This is a genomic window from Streptomyces sp. NBC_01261 (assembly GCF_036226385.1).
Classification (GTDB): domain Bacteria; phylum Actinomycetota; class Actinomycetes; order Streptomycetales; family Streptomycetaceae; genus Streptomyces.
In genome coordinates this window covers 7,074,198-7,092,635 of the sequence record NZ_CP108463.1, presented here as the reverse complement: position 1 = coordinate 7,092,635, position 18,438 = coordinate 7,074,198, and the positions used below count along the sequence as shown (strand labels likewise).

Below are 18,438 nucleotides of genomic sequence, written 5' to 3'. Positions count from 1 at the left end.
CGCCTCCCTACCCCTGCAACTGCCCCCGCAGCACCCCGAACGCCTCGTGGAAACCCGGGAAAGTCTTCCGCACACACCCCGGGTCGTCGAACGAAATACCCGGTACCCGCAGCCCGGTCACCGCGAAGGACATGACGATGCGGTGGTCGCCGTAGGACTTGATCTCCGTGCCTGCGACGGGAGTTGACCCCGGCGCGGCACCCGGCCGGATCTCGATCCAGTCCGGGCCCGTCGCCACCTCCACGCCCAACCGCCGGAGGCCCTCCGCACAGGCCTCCAGCCGGTCGCACTCCTTCACCCGGGTGTTGCCGACGTCCTCGATGCGGACCGGGCCCGAGGCGAAGGGGGCGATCGCGGCCAGTGTCGGCATGGTGTCCGAGATGTCCCGCATGTTGACCGTGAGGCCGCGCAACTCGCCCGTGCCGCGCACCCGGGTGCCCTTCGCGCTCGTCTCCACCTCCGCGCCCATCCGGCGCAGTACGTCGACGAAGCCCAGGTCGCCCTGGAGCGCGCCCGTGCCGAGGCCGGGGACCGTGACCTCGCCGCCGGTCACGGCCGCCGCGGCGAAGAAGTAGCTCGCGGTGGACGCGTCCGGCTCGATCCCGTAGGTGGTAGCCCCGTAGCCCCCCGGCGGGACGACGTAAGTAGCACCCTCCCTGCTGACCTCCACCCCGAACTCCCGCATCATCGCGATCGTGATCTCGACGTACGGCGCGGAGACCAGGTCCGTGACCCTGATGCGGAGGCCCTTCCGGGTCAGGGGGCCGAGCAGAAGCAGCGCGGTCAGGTATTGAGAGGACTGGCCGGCGTCCAGCACCACCTCTCCGCCCTCCACCCCCGACGCCTCGATGCGCAGGGGGTGGTGGCCCTCGGCCTCCTCGTGGCGCAGGTCGACGCCCAGGTCGCGCAGGGCCCTGGTGAGCGGAAGGAGGGGGCGGCGGCGCATCTGCGGGGACGCGTCGAAGCGGAAGCTGCCGTGCCCGGCCGCCGCCAACGTCGGCAGGAAGCGGGCCGTCGTCGCGCCGTCCCGGCAGTACACGTCCGCCTCCGCGACCGCCGGACCCTGCGGGCGTCCGTCGATCTGCCAGGCATCCGGGGTCCGTCCCACGCGGTAGCCGAGCCGGGTCAGGCCCTCGGCGAAACCCTCGGTGTCGTCCGAGCGGAGGGGGCGCCGGAGGGTGGTGACGCCGTCGGCGGCGGCCGCCAGGAACAGCGCGCGGGCGGTGATGGACTTGGAACCGGGGATGTCGACTACGGGCATGCCCTCATGATCGGGCGGCGGTCGGCCGGACCGCCGGGACGTCCACGGGATGGACGACCACCGTTCTCCCCTGGGCCCCTGCCGTTCTCCCGTACGCCTCCGCCGTCCGCTCGCGCGTTCCTGTGGGTGACCGCATCCGTCCCGTTGTGCACGGGTTCACCAACTTCCGGGAATCGACCGGAAGGAGGGAACCCGCATCCCCTCCCCGCCGTCCAAACCGCATGCTGCCGGATGAGTCTCCGTGGTACGGCGTCGGCCTCGCTGCTGGCTGCGAACGCTGACCAACCCTCTCCTCCGTACCGCGGCCGGCAGCAAGCCGTCATCGGCGCGCCCCCCTCCAACTGCGCCGATGGCGGCCCCTCCTCCGGTTTACTGTGCGCTCCCTTGACTGGCAGAAACTTCCCGGATATTCGTGAAGTCGTGGAAGTTTCCTTCAGCGGATCCGATGATCCGAAGTGGAACACCTCCGGAAGGAGCGCACGTGCCCTCCAGACGTACCGTCCTCGCCGCGACCATGGGCGTCACCGCGTCCCTCGCGGTCGGCGGCACCGCCCACGCCGACGACAAGAGACTCCGCTCGCTGATCTCCCGCATGACACTGCCGGAGAAGGTCGGCCAGCTCTTCGTGATGCGGGTCTACGGCCACTCCGCCACCGCCCCCGACCAGGCCGACATCGATGCCAACCTGAGCGAGATCGGCGTGCGTACCGCCGCCGAGCTGATCGCCGAGTACCACGTCGGCGGCGTCATCTACTTCACCTGGGCGCACAACACCCGCGACCCCCAACAGATCGCCGACCTCTCGAACGGCATCCAGAAGGCGTCCCTCGGCCGACCCCGAGGGCTGCCCCTACTGGTCGCCACCGACCAGGAACACGGCATCGTCTGCCGTATCGGCGCGCCCGCGACCCTCTTCCCTGGCGCGATGGCGATCGGTGCCGGCGGCTCCCGTACCGACGCCCGTGCCCTCGGCCGGATCTCCGGCGCCGAGCTGCGCGCGATGGGCGTCAACCAGGACTACTCCCCCGACGCCGACGTGAACGTCAACCCGGCCAACCCGGTCATCGGCGTACGGTCCTTCGGCGCCGACCCGGACGCGGTGGCCGCGCTCGTCGCCGCCGAGGTGAAGGGGTATCGGAGCAGCCGGGTCGCCGCCACCGCCAAGCACTTCCCGGGGCACGGGGACACCGCCGTGGACAGCCACTTCGGATTTCCCGTCATCACGCACAGCCGGGAGGTGTGGGAGGCGCTGGACGCCGTGCCCTTCCGGGCTGCCGTCCGGGCGGGCATCGACTCGATCATGACCGCCCACATCATGGTCCCGGCCCTCGACGACTCCGGCGACCCGGCCACCCTCTCCCACCCCATCGTCACCGGCATCCTGCGCGGCGAACTCGGCTACGACGGGGTCGTGATCACCGACTCGCTGGCCATGGAGGGCGTACGCCAGAAGTACGGGGACGACAGGGTGCCGGTGCTCGCGCTGAAGGCCGGGGTGGACCAGCTGCTCAATCCGCCCTCCCTCGACGTCGCCTGGAACGCCGTCCTCAAGGCCGTGCAGGGTGGGGAGTTGACGGAGGCGCGGCTCGACGAGTCGATCCTGCGGGTGCTGCGGCTGAAGGAGCGGCTGGGGCTGTTCGAGGACGCGTACGTCAGCCGGGCGGGTGTCGACCGCACGGTCGGGAGCGCGGCACATCTCTCCGCCGCCGACCGGATCGCCGAGCGGACCACCACCCTGCTGGTCAACTCGGCGGGACTGCTGCCGCTGTCCCGTCGTACGCACGGGAGGGTTCTGGTGGTCGGCGCCGATCCGGCCTCCCCCACGGGTACTACGGGTCCACCCACCGGCGTGCTCGCGGCGGCGCTCGGGGAGTCGGGGTTCACGGCGACCGCCCTCTCCACCGGTACGGCTCCTTCCGCGTCGACCGTCGCGAAGGCCGTGGCCGCGGCGCGTGAGGCGGATGTGGTGGTTGTGGCCACCTACAACGTCACGGCGGCCGACGCGCAGAAGACTCTCGTCGAGCAACTGGTCGCCACCGGGACACCGGTCGTGGCCGTCGCGGTCCGGAACCCCTACGATGTTGCCCAACTGCCCTCCGTCACCGCCTACTTGGCGGCCTACTCCTGGACCGACGTAGAACTCCGGGCGGCGGCACGGGTGATCGCGGGCCGGGTCCGGCCCCGCGGGAAACTGCCGGTCGCGGTGCGGCGCGCGGATGATCCGGCGCAGGTGCTGTATCCCCTGGGGCACGGGCTGTCGTACTAGGGGTACGTTCCACACCCGCCCCACCCCCGCCAACCGGACCAAAGCCCCCCGCACGTCTGGCGTGCCCCCGCTGCCGCGGGTCACGCTGGGCGGGGGCAGTCGGGGGGATCGATGCGTGAGCGATGGTGCGTGGGGGCGGTGTGCGCGGTGCTGCTCGCCGCCCTGGCCACGGGCTGCCAGGCCGCGCACGGTTCCGGATCGGGCGAGGGTGCGGGCGACGGACGGCTCGGCGGGAAGTCAGCCGCGACCTCGTCCATGACCTCGTCCGCGACCACCCAACCCACCGGCTACGGCGCGGTGTTCCTCGGCGTCGCCGAGTGCAGCTCCTTCGGTACGACGAGTTTCACCGAGGTGCCGTGTACCAGCGAGCGCGCCGCCGCCAGGGTCGTCGCCCGCTACGACGCTGATGTGAGCGACGGTCCAGCCTGTCCGGCCACCACCGACTTCGTGCTGCACATCGGCGCCCAGGGGTCGTCGGGCGCGGGCGGCGACGGGGTCATACCCAAGGGCTACGCCTGTATGCGGAACCTGGAGCCGCCGCACCCCGGTGACCCGGGCGGCGGGGGCGGCCCCCGCACGATCGTCGGCGACTGTGTCTACGGCTCGGGCAGCGGGCAGGTCCGGGAGACGACGTGCGACGGCTCGGGGCGGCGGAAGCCGCAGTACAAGGTGGTCAAGGCCGTGCTCCGGCGCGCGAGTTGCCCCGCGTCGACCGCCCTGTACGTCCAGCTCGGCGGCGAGCGACCCGTGGGCTGCGCCCGGCCGGTGTAGTCGGGTGACTGTCAACGGCCGTGCGCGGTAAGGAGGTTGTCCGGGTCTGTGTCCGCGATCCGGGTCGGTTCGCTGCGGCTGGGTGCAGTTCGGGACGAAGTAGCGGTAGCCGGTGTACGCGGCTCCTCCTGGACCAGGCTCGTGCCGGGTGTCGTCGGCAACTGGTCCTCGATATCGGTGACTTGGCCGGTCTGGGCGGCGGCGGTGGCCGCCCCGGCGCGTCTACGCCGCCGGCCAGCGACTCAGCAGAGGATCCAGCCCGAGCTGACCGATCCGCCGCCGACCGCGCCCCTCACCAGCACGCACCGGTGACCGGCGTGCACGGTGACCGGTCCGGCCCGGTGCTTGTAGCGGCCCTTGTCGACGACGGGGCGGTTGCCGCGGGCCTGCACGCTGACCGACATCGAGCGCTTGGCGCCGGAGGCCTTGGGGACGGTGTACGCGCAGATGTAGTCGCCCCGGCGGAAGACGTGGACGGTGCCCGTGGAGAAGTGCAGCGTCTCCACCTCCCGCCCCGGGCAGACCGCGGCCGCCTGAGCCGTGCCGGGGACGGCGAACGCGAGCAGCCCGGACGTGCCGAGCACGGCCATGCCGAGCGCCACCCGCCGTCGTAGCGCACCCATCTCCACAGTCGTCCCTCCCGCACAGCACAGCAGCCGAACAGCGTACTGATGTACGGACGCAAGACGTATGTCGCATGGTTGCGCGACCATCAGCGCGGGGCGGTGACCTGCTCCTCCGCCCCCGGTACACCGACGAACGTGCGCCACAGGTCGGCGTAGTAACCGCCGAGCGCGAGCAGCTCGTCGTGCGTGCCGTCCTCGACGACCCGCCCGTGATCCATCACCACGACCCGGTCCGCTCGTGCCGCCGTTGTCAGGCGGTGGGCGACGACGAGGGTGGTGCGGCGGCCCGCGAGGCGGTCGGTGGCCTGGTTGACCTGGGCTTCTGTGGCCAGGTCCAGGGCCGCTGTCGCCTCGTCCAGGAGGAGGATGTCGGGGTCCACCAGTTCGGCGCGGGCCAGGGCGATCAGCTGGCGTTGGCCCGCCGAGAGGTTGCGGCCTCGTTCGGCCACCTCGTGGAGGTAGCCGCCGTCGAGCGTGGCGATCATCTCGTGGGCGCCGACCGCGCGGGCCGCCGCCTCCACCTCGGCGTCGGTGGCGTCGGGGCGGCCGTAGGCGATGGCGTCGCGGACGGTGCCCTGGAAGAGGTACGGCTCCTGGGGGACGACGCCCAGGTGGTGGCGGTACGACGTGATGTCGAGGGCGCGGAGGTCGGTGCCGTCGACCGTGACCCGGCCGCCCGTCGGGTCGTAGAAGCGGGCGACCAGCTTCACGAGCGTCGACTTGCCCGCGCCCGTCTCGCCGACGAAGGCGACCGTCTGGCCGGCGGGGATGCTCAACTCGACGCCACCGATGGCCTCTTCGGTATCTGCCTCTTCGGCGGAGCCGTACGCGAAGTGCACGTTCTCGAAGGCTATGTCGCCGCGCAGGGAGAGGACTTCGAGCGGTTCGTCGGCGGCCCGTGTGGACGTCGGTTCCTGGAGCAGCTCCTGGATGCGGCCCAGGGAGACGGTCGCCTGCTGGTAGCCGTCGAAGACCTGGGAGAGCTGCTGGACCGGGGCGAAGAACAGGTCGATGTAGAGGAGGTAGGCGACCAACGCGCCTGTCGTCAGGGTCGCGTTGTCCACCCTGCCCGCGCCCGCGATCAGTACGGACGCCGCCGCGACCGACGACAGCAGCTGTACGAAGGGGAAGTAGATCGAGATCAGCCACTGGCCCCGGGTACGCGCCGCGCGGTAGCTGCTGCTGCGCTCGGCGAAGCGCCGGCCGCCGTCCTTCTCGCGCCGGAACGCCTGCACGATCCGCAGCCCCGACACCGACTCCTGGAGGTCCGCGTTCACCAACGACACACGCTCACGGGCGAGTTCGTACGCCTTCACGCTCGCCCGGCGGAAGAAGAAGGTGGCGACGACCAGCGGGGGGAGGGTGACGAACACGACCAGCGCGAGCTGTACGTCGATCACCAGCAGGGCGACCATGATGCCGAAGAAGGTGACGACCGAGACGAAGGCCGTGACCAGCCCCGTCTGCAGGAAGGTCGAGAGGGCGTCGACGTCCGTCGTCATCCTCGTCATGATCCGGCCGGTCAACTCCCGCTCGTAGTAGTCGAGTCCGAGGCGCTGGAGCTGGGCGAAGATCTTGAGGCGGAGGGTGTAGAGGACCCGCTCGCCGGTACGGCCCGTCATGCGGGTCTCGCCGCGCTGCGCCACCCACTGGACCGCCACGGCCACCAGCGCGAGCAGCGACGCCGACCAGATCGCGCCGATCGCCATCTTGGTCACGCCCTGGTCGATGCCGTGCCGGATCATGATCGGCAGCAGCAGGCTCATGCTCGCGTCCACGGCGACGAGGCCGAGGCTGATCAGCAGCGGCGGGCCGAAACCGCGCAGCAGTCGGCGCAGTCCGTACGAGTCCTCGGCGCGGACCGCGCCCGCCTCGTCGATGTCGGGGACGTCGGTCGCCGGGGGCAACGCGTCGACCTGGGCGAGGAGTTCGGGCGTCGCGGGCATCCCGGACAGCGCGGTGTCCTTGGGCTCGCGGTCGCCGGTCCACAGCCGGGGCGTGACCCCGCGCTCGGCGTCGAACTCCGCGTCCAACTCGTCCCGTACGGAGGTGTCTTCGGCCGGTGCGGCGGGCTGGGCGTGGCCCGGTGAGACGCCGCCGAGTTCGTCGGGGTCGGTGAGGAGGCGGCGGTAGAGCGGTGAGCGTTCCTGGAGTTCGTCGTGCGTGCCGATGTCGGCGAGGCGGCCCCCGTCGAGGACGGCGATGCGGTCGGCGAGGTTGAGGGTGGAGCGGCGGTGCGCGATGAGCAGGGTGGTGCGGCCCTGCATGACCTGTTTGAGGGCCTCGTGGATCTCGTGCTCGACGCGGGCGTCCACCGCCGAGGTCGCGTCGTCCAGGACCAGCAGGCGCGGGTCGGTGAGGATGGCGCGGGCGAGGGCGACGCGCTGGCGCTGGCCGCCGGAGAGGGTGAGGCCGTGCTCGCCGACCGTCGTGTCGTAGCCCGCGGGGAGTTCCTGGATGAACCGGTCGGCCTGGGCGGCGCGCGCGGCGGTGAGGATCTCCTCCTCGGTCGCGTCGGGGCGGCCGTAGGCGATGTTGTTGCGGACCGTGTCCGAGAAGAGGAAGGAGTCCTCGGGGACCAGGCCGATCGCGGCGCGCAGCGAGTCGAGGGTCAGCTCGCGGACGTCGTGGCCGCCGATGAGGACGGCGCCGTGGGTGACGTCGTAGAAGCGGGGCAGCAACAGCGAGACCGTGGATTTTCCGGAGCCGGAGGAACCGACGACCGCGAGGGTCTCGCCGGGGCGGATCTCGAAGGTGAGGCCGTTGAGGACCGGGCTGGTTGTGCCTGGGGCGCGGTCGTAGCCGAAGGAGACGTCGTCGAACTCGACCGTGGCCGGGGCGTCGGCGGGGAGTTCCTTGGTGCCGTCCGTCATGGAGGGCTGGGTGTCGATGAGTTCCAGGACGCGTTCGGTGCCGGCGCGGGCCTGCTGGCCGACCGTGAGGACCATGGCCAACATGCGTACCGGGCCGACGAGTTGGGCGAGGTAGGTGGAGAACGCGACGAACGTGCCGAGCGTGATGTGCCCGCGCACCGCGAGCCAGCCGCCGAGGGCCAGCATCGCTACCTGGCCGAGGGCGGGGACGGCCTGGAGGGCGGGGGTGTAGCGGGCGTTCTGGCGGATCGTGCGGAGGCGGCCTGCGTAGAGACGGCGGCCGACCTCGCGGAGTTTCCCGGTCTCCTGGTCCTCCTGGCCGAAACCCTTCACGACACGTACGCCGCTGACGGCGCCGTCGACGACACCGGCCACGGCGGCGGCCTGGGCCTGCGCGTACCAGGTGGAGGGGTGCAGCTTGCTGCGGCTGCGCCGGGCGATGAAGCCGAGGGCGGGGGCGACCGCCAGGGCTATCAGGGTCAGCGGCAGGGACAGCCAGGCCATGATCGCGAGGGAGATCACGAAGAGCAGGACGTTCCCGATGGTCATCGGGAGCATGAAGAGCAGGCCCTGGATCAGCTGGAGGTCGCTGGTCGCGCGGCCGACGACCTGGCCGGTGGACAGCTCGTCCTGGCGGCGGCCGTCGAGGCGGGTGATCGTCCCGTACATCTCGGTGCGGAGGTCGTGCTGGACGTCCAGGGCGAGGCGTCCGCCGTAGTAGCGGCGGATGTACGTCGAGACGTAGACGAGGAGGGCGGCGACGATCAGGGCGGCGGCCCAGGGGGCCATGGTGCGGGTGTGGCCGGTGATCACGTCGTCGATGATCACCTTGGTGACCAGGGGGACGAGGGCGGTGACCGCCATGCCGGCCAGGGAGGCGCCGAGGGCCAGGACCAGGTCCTTGGGGTAGCGCCAGGCGTATCCGGCGAGCCTTCGGGCCCAGCCCTGTGTTTCCCCCTGTTTCGCTGCCACGCGGTGCCTTCCGTTCGCCCCTGATCAGCTGGTCCTACGGAAGGCACCAACGCGCATTGAAGCGGATTTCATCCCTCCGCAACAAACCGTCGGCAGGCGAAGCCGTCAGACACGTACCCGGAGGTAGTAGAAGCGGGTCGTCTGGGCCGTGTTCTGGTTGTCGTCGCTCACCAGCAACACCTTGTAGCGGCCCTTCTCCTTCCCCGTGATCACCATGCCCTCGATGTTGTCGAGGAGGGGGTTCGGCTGGGGCTGCTTCGCCGTGGCGCCCAGGGTCGGGCAGTCGGCGATGTCGGCCAGCAGGGTCTTCTCGACGAGGTGGACTCCGGGCCTGCCGGTGAGGGTGTCGGTCCTGCTGGTGTCCGTCGCGTGGCGGGGATCGGCCAGGTAGAGGCGGACCGTGTTGCCGACGCCGCTGGTGAAGCCGCGTTCCAGGACGAGGAGGCGGCTGTCGGGCAGGGCCTGCACCTCGGGGACGCCGAGGAAGGAGGCGTCGGGCTTGTACGCGTACTGCGCGGCGAGCTTGAAGTGGTCGCCCCTGGTCCGGGTCCAGGTCTGGAAGCGGACGTCGCCCGAGGTGTCCCCGGCGATCGGGTACTCCATCGACGCGAGGAGGGTGTGGCCGCCGGGCAGCAGGGTCAGGCCCTCGAAGGTCTGGTTGGAGACGGCCCGGCCCGCCGGGGCGACCAGCAGCGAGGACGGGACCGGGAGGCGGTCGAGGATCTTGCCGTCGGCGGAGTAGCGGCGGATCGACGGTTCGGTCTCGGAGGTGATCAGGCGCGTGCCGTCGCGGTCGATGACCAGGCCCTCGGAGTCGAGGTCGGCGCCGTTCTCGTCGGCGAGGTGGACGGCGCGCTTCGGCTGGAGCGACTTCGCGTTGAGGTCGAACAGCGAGGAGCGGTCCTCCAGGGCTGCGATCGAGCCGTCCTTGTCCACGGCGAGCGCGGAGAAGTTGCCGACGAAGGTGCCGTCGTACGTCGTCTTGTCGAGCGCGTCGGAGAAGCGGTCGATCGAGACGGACGATGAACAGGCGTTACCGGTACGGGAGTTGCCGGCGTTCGCGGGACCGGCGGCGGCGGTGAGGCAGGTGGCCGCCGCCAGGCCGGCGGTCGCGGTCGTGAGTACGGTTCTCAGGCGCATGGGCGTCACCGTAGGACGGGTGGGTGACGTGCGGGAGACCGCGCAGTAAAGCGCTTCCCCAGGACGGGACCTACGCGAGGTCCTTGTGGATCGCCTTCGCGACACCCTGGATCGTGGTGATGCCGTAGCTCATCGTGCTGTTGTCCTGGGTGAGCACGGACATCATGTAGTCGTGGCCGCCGCCGTTGAAGGTGCCCAGGCTGTGGACGCGCCAGCCGTGCGTGGAGCGCTGCAGCCAGCCGTTCTTGACGTGCACGGTGACACTGGAGGGGGCTCCGGACGGGGTGCCCCAGCGCTGGCTGGAAATGACCTGGTTCATCAACATCAGGATGTACGCACGGGAGTTGTCGCTCAGCACCGTGTTCTTGGCGGTGACCAGATTGAGCAGCTTCTGCTCGTCGGTCACGGTCTCCTGCGTCAGGCCCCAGTAGTTGTTCGCGCCCGGCTTGGTCTGCGTCATGCCGGCCGCCGTCAGGAAGCCCTTGATCTTCGTCAGGCCCAACTGCTTCCACAGGGTGGAGGTCGCGTCGTTGTCCGACTTGGTGATCATGGCCTTGGCGAGGGTCGACTCCCGCGTCGTCAGCGTGCGGTTGTGCTTCTTCGCGTCCCACAGCAGCGTGGCGAGGACGGTGACCTTGACGGTGCTGGCGGAGTCGTAGGCGCTCGTCGCCCGCAGGGTGCAGGTGGTCTTGGTGGTGCGGTCGTAGAGGCCGACGGCGACGGTTCCCTTACGGGTCGCGAGGGCCGCGGTGATGTCCTTCTTCAGCTTGGCGGCGAGGCCCGCCTTGGCCGACGTACAGCTGACCGTCGGGGTAGCCGCGGCAGCGGGCGTCGCGGCGGCCAGCACGGGTATGAGGACGCCGGCGCCCACGCCGACAGCCACCGCTCTGGCTCGGCGGGATGTCCAAAGAGACTGAGTCATACCTGAGTTGACTCACAGCAAGGCGTGAAAGGTTGTACGGGTTGGAGAACAGTTGTACGACGCGTTACCCGCCCCTTTGCGAATTCACAGCCGGTGGCAAGGTTCGGCACAGCAGTCACCCACCCTGTTTTCGCACGATGCCCGGGTGACATCTGCCACCGATCCACACCCCCACACCGAACCCGCGTCCGCCGACTGGCCGCCGCCGGCCCCACCCGCCGACACGCCGCCCGAGAAGGCGCCCCGCTGGTCGCTGCCCGCGCTGATCGCCATCATGGTCCTGGCCGCGGTGCTGTACTCCTGGAACCTCTCCGGCTCCAGCCTCAACAGCTTCTACAGCAGCGCGATCTACAGCGGCACCCAGAACTGGAAGGCCTGGTTCTTCGGCTCGCTGGACGCGGGCAACTTCCTCACGGTCGACAAGCCGCCCTTCTCCCTGATGGTGATGGGCCTGTCGTGCCGGATCTTCGGCTTCGGCACCTGGCAGATGATGCTGCCGGAGGTCGCCGCCGCGCTCGGCACGATCTGGATCCTGCACTCCTCCGTGAAGCGGTACTTCGGGCACGTGGCCGCGGTGATCGCCGCGCTGGTCCTCGCCCTGACGCCGATCACGGTCGCCATCAACCGTGACAACAACCCCGACACCCTGCTCGTCCTCCTGATGGTGGCGGGCGCGGCCCTCGGCCTGCGCTCCGTACGCACCGAGAAGCTGCTGCCGCTGATCGGCTCCGCGGTCTGCTTCGGCTTCGCCTTCAACACCAAGCTCCTCCAGGGCTACATCGCCCTGCCCGCCGTCTTCGCCGTGTACCTGTTCGCGTCGAAGCTCGGCTGGCAGAAGAAGATCGTCCAACTGGCCCTGGCCACAGTCGCTTTGGCCGTCTCCAGCTTCTGGTGGGCCACGGTCGTCTCCCTCGTCCCGGCCTCGGACCGCCCGTACATCGGCGGCTCGACCGACGGCACCGCCTGGGACCTGATCATGGGCTACGACGGCTTCGGCCGCGTGTTCGGCGGCGAGGGCAACGGCGGCGGGGGCGGGGGTGGCGGCGGCGGTACGTTCGCCGGCACCGCGGGCATCGGCCGGATGTTCAACGACGTCCTCGGCGGCCAGATCTCCTGGCTGCTCCCCTTCTCGGCCATCGCCCTGATCGCCGGCCTGCTCCTGGTCGGCCGCGCCCCGCGCACCGACCCGACGCGCGCCGCGCTGGTCCTGTGGGGCGGCTGGACCCTGCTGCACTACGTCACGTTCAGCATGGCCCAGGGCACGATGCACCCGTACTACACGACCGCGCTCGCCCCGGGCATCGCGGCCCTGTGCGGTGGCGGCGGCGTCATGCTGTGGCGCGCCTTCCGTGGCGGTGACGCGCGCTGGTCCTGGATCCTGCCGGCCGGTCTCGCGGTCACGGCGATCTGGGCGATCGTGGTGCTGCGCCGGGCCTCCGGTTGGAACACCTGGCTGTGGCCGACGGTCGGCGTGCTGATGGTCCTCGCGATCGCGGGCCTGTTCGTGTTCCGCTCGGGCTCCGGCAACCGGGCCCGGCTGCTGACCGCGTCCATCGTGGCGGCGATCATCGCGGCGCTGGCCGGTCCGACGGCGTACGCCGTGTCCCCGGCGGCCTCCAGCACCACCGGCGGCATGGGCGGCACCAACCCGACGGCCGGTCCGTCGACCGGCGGCGGCATGGGCGGCCCGGGTGGGGGCGGCGGCCGTGGCGGCTTCGGCGGCGGCCAGGGCGGTCCCGGCGAGATGGCCGGCGGCGGCACCCAGCAGGGCGGCGGCCGGGCGAGCGGCGAGGCGCCCGGTGGGATGACCCCGGGTGGCGGCGGCACGGGTGAGGTACCGCAGGGCGGCGGCGCGCCGAGCGGGGCGCCGACCGGCGGCACCGGTGGCACGTCCGGTGGTCAACAGGGCGGTGCCACCGGGGAGTTCCCCGGCGGCGGTACGGCTCCTGGCGGCACCGGAACCGGCAGTGGTACGGCTCCGGGTGGCGGCACCGGCGGTACGCGCGGCGGCTTCGGCGGCGGCGGTACGGGCGGCGGGGGCGGCATGGGCGGCACCACGTCCAGCGCGCTCGTCTCGTACCTGGAGAAGCACCAGGACGGCGCCAAGTGGCTGCTCGCGGTGTCCAATTCACAGAGCGCGGGCCAGCTGATCCTCAGCACCCACAAGCCCGTCATCTCCATGTGGGGCTTCACCGGCTCCGACAAGGCGATGACCCTCGCCAAGCTCAAGGAGCTGGTGAAGAAGGGCGAGTTGCACTACATCCAGCTCGGTGGCGGTGGCATGGGCGGCAACAGCAGCCTGAACACCGAGATCACCGCGTGGGTGCAGAAGAACGCGACGGCGGTGAAGGAGAGCGCGTACGACAAGAGCGCGTCGACGGAGAGGAGTTCGAGTTCCTCGTCCTCCACGACCGGCACCTCGACGACCACCACGTCGACGATCTACCGGCTGGACCCGTCGGACGTGAAGTGACACCGACGTAGGCGACACCGACGTAGCTGAACGGCCAACGGCCCCCGACCACAAGGTCGGGGGCCGTTTCGGTACGTCGTCCCATCGTCAACTCGCGTAGACACAGGGCAGATTGTCGCTTCAGGTCACCGGATCGACACGTCCCGTTTATTTACTAGACCGCATGAACATGTCACGCTCCCGTTTGCCGCCCCATTCAACCCGCGTAGATGGGACACTCTTTATGTTGGCGACTCGCATGCACCGTTGGAAATCGGTGGCGTTGACCACCGCGGCCGTCCTGGTCGGCCTCACCGCGCCGACCCTGACCGCGACCCCGGCGTCGGCCACGACGACCTCGTACGACTCGACGTACTACAAGAACGCGGTCGGCAAGACGGGCACCGCCCTCAAGTCCTCGCTGCACACGATCATCAGCAGCCAGACGAAGATCTCGTACTCGGCGGTCTGGAACGCGCTGAAGGTCACCGACCAGGACCCGAACAACAGCAACAACGTGATCCTGCTGTACAGCGGTGTCTCGCGCGCCAAGTCCCTCAACGGCGGCGACGTCGGCGACTGGAACCGCGAGCACACCTGGGCCAAGTCCCACGGCGACTTCGGCGAGGTGACCGGTCCCGGCACCGACCTGCACCACCTGCGTCCCGCGGACGTCCAGGTCAACAGCATCCGCGGCAACCTGGACTTCGACAACGGCGGCAGCGCGGTCACCAACGGCGGCGGCAGCACCGTCGACTCCGACTCCTTCGCACCCCGCGCGGCGGACCGCGGCGACGTGGCCCGCATGATCCTCTACATGGCCGTGCGCTACGAGGGCGACGACGGCTTCGCCGACCTGGAGCCCAACGAGAAGGTCAACAACGGCAGCAACCCCTACATGGGCAAGCTCGCCGTCCTCAAGGCCTGGAGCGCGGCGGACCCGCCGAGCGCCTTCGAGGAGAACCGCAACCAGGTCATCTACGACACCTACCAGCACAACCGCAACCCGTTCATCGACCACCCGGAGTGGGTGGAGGCGATCTGGTAGGAAGCGGCTGCCGGTCTGAACTCCCGTTGCTCCAGGGGGAGTTCAGACCGGCGGCGCTGTGCAACAACCACGGCGAGCGCCAGCCCCTGTGCCACGTCGCGCGGTCGCGCGGGACGCAGGACACCGGCCCGCCGCAGCCGGCCCCGGGCCCACAGCGTGAAGGACCGCGACCACCCCGCCCATCAATGGACTCCAGCCGCCGCCACACCCGTTCCGGCACGCGCGGCTACCGCTGCCGCAGCCCGGGCACGTGTCCTCGGGTCCAGTCCGGCATCGCGGCCACCTCCTCCAGATCGTGCACCGCCCACGCGGCCAACAGTCCAAGGGCCACGCGGACTTCGGCGCCCGGCCGCCTCGCCCACCCGGTGTCCGCCCATGGCGGGAAGTCTGTCGGCGCACGGCGCCGGCACTGGCGAACGTTCGGCCGTTCGGCCGTTCGGTGGAAACCGGCGTCCTGTCAGTGCTCGTGCGCGGACGGCGACGGGCGGGACGGCATCGTGGCTCCCGTCCCGGCCCACCCCTCGCCCAGGAGTACCTCATGCTCGGCACCGACTTCACCACCGGATCGCCCAACTGGCTCGACCTCGGCAGCCCCGACACCGAGGCCGCCGCCGCGTTCTACGGCGCCGTCCTCGGCTGGCGGTTCGTCTCCGCCGGTCCCGACACGGGCGGATACGGCTTCTTCCAGGTGGACGGGAAGACCGTCGCCGCCCTCGGACCGCTCACCGAGGAAGGGGCGAACTCCGCCTGGATGATCCACTTCAGGACCGACGACATCACGGCCACCGTCCAGGCCGTCACGGACGGCGGCGGAACCGTCCGCCTGGAGCCCGTGGACGTCATGGGCGAGGGCATGCTGGCCCAGGCCACCGACCCGCAGGGCGCGCAGTTCGCGCTCTGGCAGCCCGGCAGGACCGCGGGCCTGGAACTCACCTCCGCCCCGAACACCCTCCTCTGGGCGGAGCTGCACGCCCCCGACCCGGAGGCTGACATCGCCTTCTACCAGGGCCTGTTCGGCTGGCGCAGCCAGGAGATGCCGGCACCCGGCATGACGTACCGGGTACTGAGCACCGCGAAAGGGGACCAGCAGGACGCCTCCTTCGGCGGAGTCGCACCGCTGGGCGACGGCGCGGGCGAACTCCCGCGCTGGGTACCGTACTTCCACTCGACGGACGTCGACGCCACGATCACGGCGGCGCGGTCCAACGGCGGTTCCGTGCTGATGCCGGCGACGGACGTACCCGAGGTCGGCCGGATGGCCTGGCTCGGGGACCCGTTCGGAGCGGTGTTCGCACTGCTGACGCCGGATCCGCGGATGTGAGGCCAGGGGTGGGTCCCGGAAATGTGACACTCAACGCCGAAGTGTCACATTTCCGCGGGGAGGGTCCCGTCACCCCAAGTGCGTAGCCGCGAACATCCGCAGCACGGCAGGGAGTACGACCACGGAGGGCCCCGGCTCCCCCAACGCCTTCGCCAGGTCCGACTCCAGCGTCTCCGGCGAAGTGCGCACCCCCGTCACCCCGAACGACTCCGCCAGCGCCACATAATCCGGCCGGGTCAGTTCAGTCGCCGTAGCCTCCCCGAACGTGTCCGTCATGTACTCGCGGAGGATGCCGTAGCCGCCGTCGTCGACGATGAGCCAGGTGACGTTCAGGTCGTACTGCTTGGCCGTGGCCAACTCCGCGATGGAGTACAGCGCGCCGCCGTCCCCCGACACCGCCAGCACCGGACGCGTCGGGTCCGCGGCCGCCGCGCCGAGGGCCGCCGGGAAGCCGTAGCCGAGGCCCCCCGCGCCCTGGGCGGAGTGGAGCTGGTTGGGGCCCTTCGCGTCGAAGGCCGACCAGGCCCAGTAGGCGAGGATCGTCATGTCCCAGAAGGACGGGGAGTTGGCCGGCAGGGCCCTGCGGACGGACTCCAACACGCCCTGTTCCAGGGTCAGTTCCTGCGCGTCGATACGCTCCCGCACGCGGTCGAGCAGCTCGGCCACCCGCCCCTCCGCCGTCGGATCCGCCCGCTCCGCCACCGTCTCCAACAGCGCCTGCAAGCCGTGCCACGCGTCCGCGTGGATGCCCAACGCCGGGTGGTTCGACTCCAGTTTGCCGAGGTCCGCCTCGATCTGGATGACACGACCTCGCGGTTTGAACGTGTGGTAGTTCGAGGAGAGTTCGCCCAGGCCCGAGCCCACCACCAGGACTACGTCCGCGTCCTCCAGGAAGTCCGTCGTGTGACGGTCCTCCAGCCAGGACTGCAGGGACAGCGGGTGCGTCCAGGGGAACGCCCCCTTGCCACCCGGCGTCGTCACCACCGGCGCCCGGAGTTTCTCCGCGAGTTGCCGCAGCTTCTTCGACGCGTCCGAACGGACCACTCCGCCTCCCGCGATGATCGCGGGGCGGGCCGCGCGCGACAGCAAGTCGGCTGCTACGGCGGTCAGTTCGGGGCGTGGCAGGACGTCCTCCGGTGTCGCGTCCACCGCCGTCACCACCGGGAGGAGGGTCGGAGCCAGCAGCACGTCCTGGGGGATCTCCACCCACACCGGGCCGTGCGGAGCCGTGAGCGCCGACTTCCATGCCTCCGCGATCGCGGACGGGATCTGCGACTGCGCACGGACGGTGTGGACCGACTTCACCACGCCCCTGAACGAGGCCGACTGGTCGGGCAGTTCATGCAGATACCCGTGCCTGCCGCCGCCCAGACCCGCCGTCGGGATCTGGCTGCTGATCGCCAGGACAGGGGCCGAGGCCGACCGCGCCTCCTGCAGCGCCGCCAGTGACGTCAGCGCGCCGGGCCCCGTCGACAGCAGCAGCGGTGCCGCCTCGCCCGTGATGCGACCGTAGGCGTCCGCCGCGAACCCGGCGTTGTTCTCCACCCGTAGGCCGATGTACCGGAGGTCGGAACGGCGCAGCGCGTCGAACATGCCGAGCGCGTGCTGGCCCGGCAGGCCGAACACCGTCGTCGCGCCGAGGCCCGCGAGGGTCTCCACGACCAGGTCACCGCCGTTGCGGCCGGGGGGAGGATTCAGCGCGGCCTCCGTCTGAGCCGCCGTCGGGCGGAGTTCCAGGTCGTGGTCGTGGGTCACTTCGAACGAGCCTCGGCAATCTGACGGGACATGATCGTGATCAGGTCGTACGCGGTGTGCGACGCGGCCACCGACGTGATCTCGGCGTGGTCGTACGCCGGTGCCACCTCGACGACGTCCGCCGACACCAGGTTGCAGGATGCCAGGCCGCGCAGGATCTCCAGAAGTTCGCGGGAGGTCAGGCCGCCGGCCTCGGGCGTGCCGGTGCCGGGCGCGTGGGCCGGGTCGAGGCAGTCGATGTCGATGGAGATGTAGAGGGGCCGGTCGCCGATGCGCTGGCGCAGCTGGTCGGCGACCTCGTCGGCGCCCCGGCGGTAGACGTCCGCCGACGTGACGATGCCGAAGCCCATCTTCTCGTCGTCCTTGAGGTCCTGCTTGCCGTACAGCGGACCGCGGATTCCGACGTGCGAGAGCGCCTCCGTGTCGAGGATGCCCTCCTCGACCGCCCTGCGGAACGGCGTCCCGTGCGTGTACTCGGCCCCGAAGTACGTGTCCCAGGTGTCGAGATGGGCGTCGAAGTGCAGCAGCGCCACCGGGCCGTGCTTCTTCGCCACCGAGCGCAGCAGCGGGAGCGCGATCGTGTGGTCGCCGCCCAGGGTCATCAACCGCGCCCCGGTGTGCAGGAGTTCGTCCGCCGCCGCCTCGATGGTCTCGACGGCCTCGTTGATGTTGAACGGGTTCGCCGCGATGTCACCGGCGTCCGCGACCTGCGCGAGGGCGAACGGGGACGCGTCCTGCGCCGGGTTGTACGGCCGCAGCAGCCGGGACGCCTCGCGGATCGCGTTGCCGCCGAAGCGCGCGCCCGGCCGGTACGAGACACCGGCGTCGAAGGGCATCCCGACCACGGCGACATCGGCGGTACCGACCTCGTCCAGGCGCGGCAGCCGGGCGTAGGTCGCGGGTCCGGCGTACCGCGGGGTGCGGGAGGAGTCGACCGGACCGCGGGGCGTCTCGTTGCTGGTCATGGGCACTGCCTTCTTTCCTACGCTTCGTCGCGTATGGTATTTTTCCTGCGGTTTTGTACGCCTGGC

12 protein-coding genes and 1 pseudogene are annotated in these 18,438 nt (G+C 70.7%); 5 read left to right on the top strand and 8 right to left on the bottom strand.

Annotated features, from left to right (window positions below; genetic code table 11):
• Positions 1-7 precede the first annotated feature (7 nt).
• Positions 8-1,261: a 3-phosphoshikimate 1-carboxyvinyltransferase gene (gene aroA, locus OG226_RS31585; protein WP_329350804.1), complete on the bottom strand. Its 1,254-nt coding sequence runs from the start codon at positions 1,259-1,261 to the stop codon at positions 8-10.
• A gap of 445 nt (positions 1,262-1,706) precedes the next feature.
• On the opposite strand from aroA, the gene OG226_RS31580 reads away from it, so the two are divergent.
• Complete coding sequence (locus tag OG226_RS31580; protein WP_329350802.1) at positions 1,707-3,527, top strand: glycoside hydrolase family 3 protein; 1,821 nt, start codon at positions 1,707-1,709, stop codon at positions 3,525-3,527.
• Between the two features lie 111 nt (positions 3,528-3,638).
• Positions 3,639-4,298, top strand: a complete 660-nt coding sequence (locus OG226_RS31575) for a hypothetical protein (RefSeq protein ID WP_329350800.1) — start codon at positions 3,639-3,641, stop codon at positions 4,296-4,298.
• A 242-nt stretch (positions 4,299-4,540) separates the two neighbouring features.
• Here OG226_RS31575 and OG226_RS31570 read toward each other — a convergent pair whose 3' ends face one another.
• The 4 genes from OG226_RS31570 to OG226_RS31555 all read right to left on the bottom strand — a co-directional run bounded on the left by OG226_RS31570 (position 4,541) and on the right by OG226_RS31555 (position 10,831).
• Positions 4,541-4,921 (bottom strand): hypothetical protein, encoded by a 381-nt coding sequence (locus OG226_RS31570; protein WP_328686484.1) that lies wholly within the window; start codon positions 4,919-4,921, stop codon positions 4,541-4,543.
• A gap of 89 nt (positions 4,922-5,010) precedes the next feature.
• Positions 5,011-8,769, bottom strand: a complete 3,759-nt coding sequence (locus OG226_RS31565) for an ABC transporter ATP-binding protein (protein ID WP_329350798.1) — start codon at positions 8,767-8,769, stop codon at positions 5,011-5,013.
• A 105-nt stretch (positions 8,770-8,874) separates the two neighbouring features.
• Positions 8,875-9,909 carry an esterase-like activity of phytase family protein gene (locus OG226_RS31560; protein ID WP_329350797.1) on the bottom strand — a complete coding sequence of 345 codons (1,035 nt, stop codon included), beginning with the start codon at positions 9,907-9,909 and terminating at the stop codon, positions 8,875-8,877.
• 70 nt (positions 9,910-9,979) lie between these two features.
• Positions 9,980-10,831, bottom strand: coding sequence for a serine hydrolase (locus OG226_RS31555; protein ID WP_329350796.1), 852 nt, complete (start codon positions 10,829-10,831; stop codon positions 9,980-9,982).
• A gap of 145 nt (positions 10,832-10,976) precedes the next feature.
• On the opposite strand from OG226_RS31555, the gene OG226_RS31550 reads away from it, so the two are divergent.
• Together OG226_RS31550 and OG226_RS31545 are read left to right on the top strand one after the other, a co-directional pair.
• The gene (locus tag OG226_RS31550) at positions 10,977-13,304 is read left to right on the top strand and encodes a glycosyltransferase family 39 protein (RefSeq protein WP_329350795.1); all 2,328 of its coding nucleotides are present in this window, start codon (positions 10,977-10,979) and stop codon (positions 13,302-13,304) included.
• A 223-nt stretch (positions 13,305-13,527) separates the two neighbouring features.
• Positions 13,528-14,331, top strand: a complete 804-nt coding sequence (locus OG226_RS31545) for an endonuclease I family protein (protein WP_329350793.1) — start codon at positions 13,528-13,530, stop codon at positions 14,329-14,331.
• A 71-nt stretch (positions 14,332-14,402) separates the two neighbouring features.
• Here OG226_RS31545 and OG226_RS31540 read toward each other — a convergent pair.
• Positions 14,403-14,662: pseudogene (locus tag OG226_RS31540) on the bottom strand (HXXEE domain-containing protein); the annotation flags it as partial.
• A gap of 207 nt (positions 14,663-14,869) precedes the next feature.
• On the opposite strand from OG226_RS31540, the gene OG226_RS31535 reads away from it, so the two are divergent.
• Positions 14,870-15,652 carry a VOC family protein gene (locus tag OG226_RS31535; RefSeq protein WP_329350791.1) on the top strand — a complete coding sequence of 261 codons (783 nt, stop codon included), beginning with the start codon at positions 14,870-14,872 and terminating at the stop codon, positions 15,650-15,652.
• Positions 15,653-15,721: 69 nt separating this feature from the next.
• Here the strand turns inward: OG226_RS31535 and OG226_RS31530 are convergent, their stop codons facing one another.
• Together OG226_RS31530 and speB are read right to left on the bottom strand one after the other, a co-directional pair.
• Positions 15,722-17,407 (bottom strand): thiamine pyrophosphate-binding protein, encoded by a 1,686-nt coding sequence (locus tag OG226_RS31530; RefSeq protein ID WP_329350789.1) that lies wholly within the window; start codon positions 17,405-17,407, stop codon positions 15,722-15,724.
• Positions 17,404-18,372: an agmatinase gene (gene speB, locus OG226_RS31525; RefSeq protein WP_329350788.1), complete on the bottom strand. Its 969-nt coding sequence runs from the start codon at positions 18,370-18,372 to the stop codon at positions 17,404-17,406. Before speB ends, OG226_RS31530 begins: the two co-directional genes overlap by 4 nt.
• Positions 18,373-18,438: the final 66 nt, after the last annotated feature.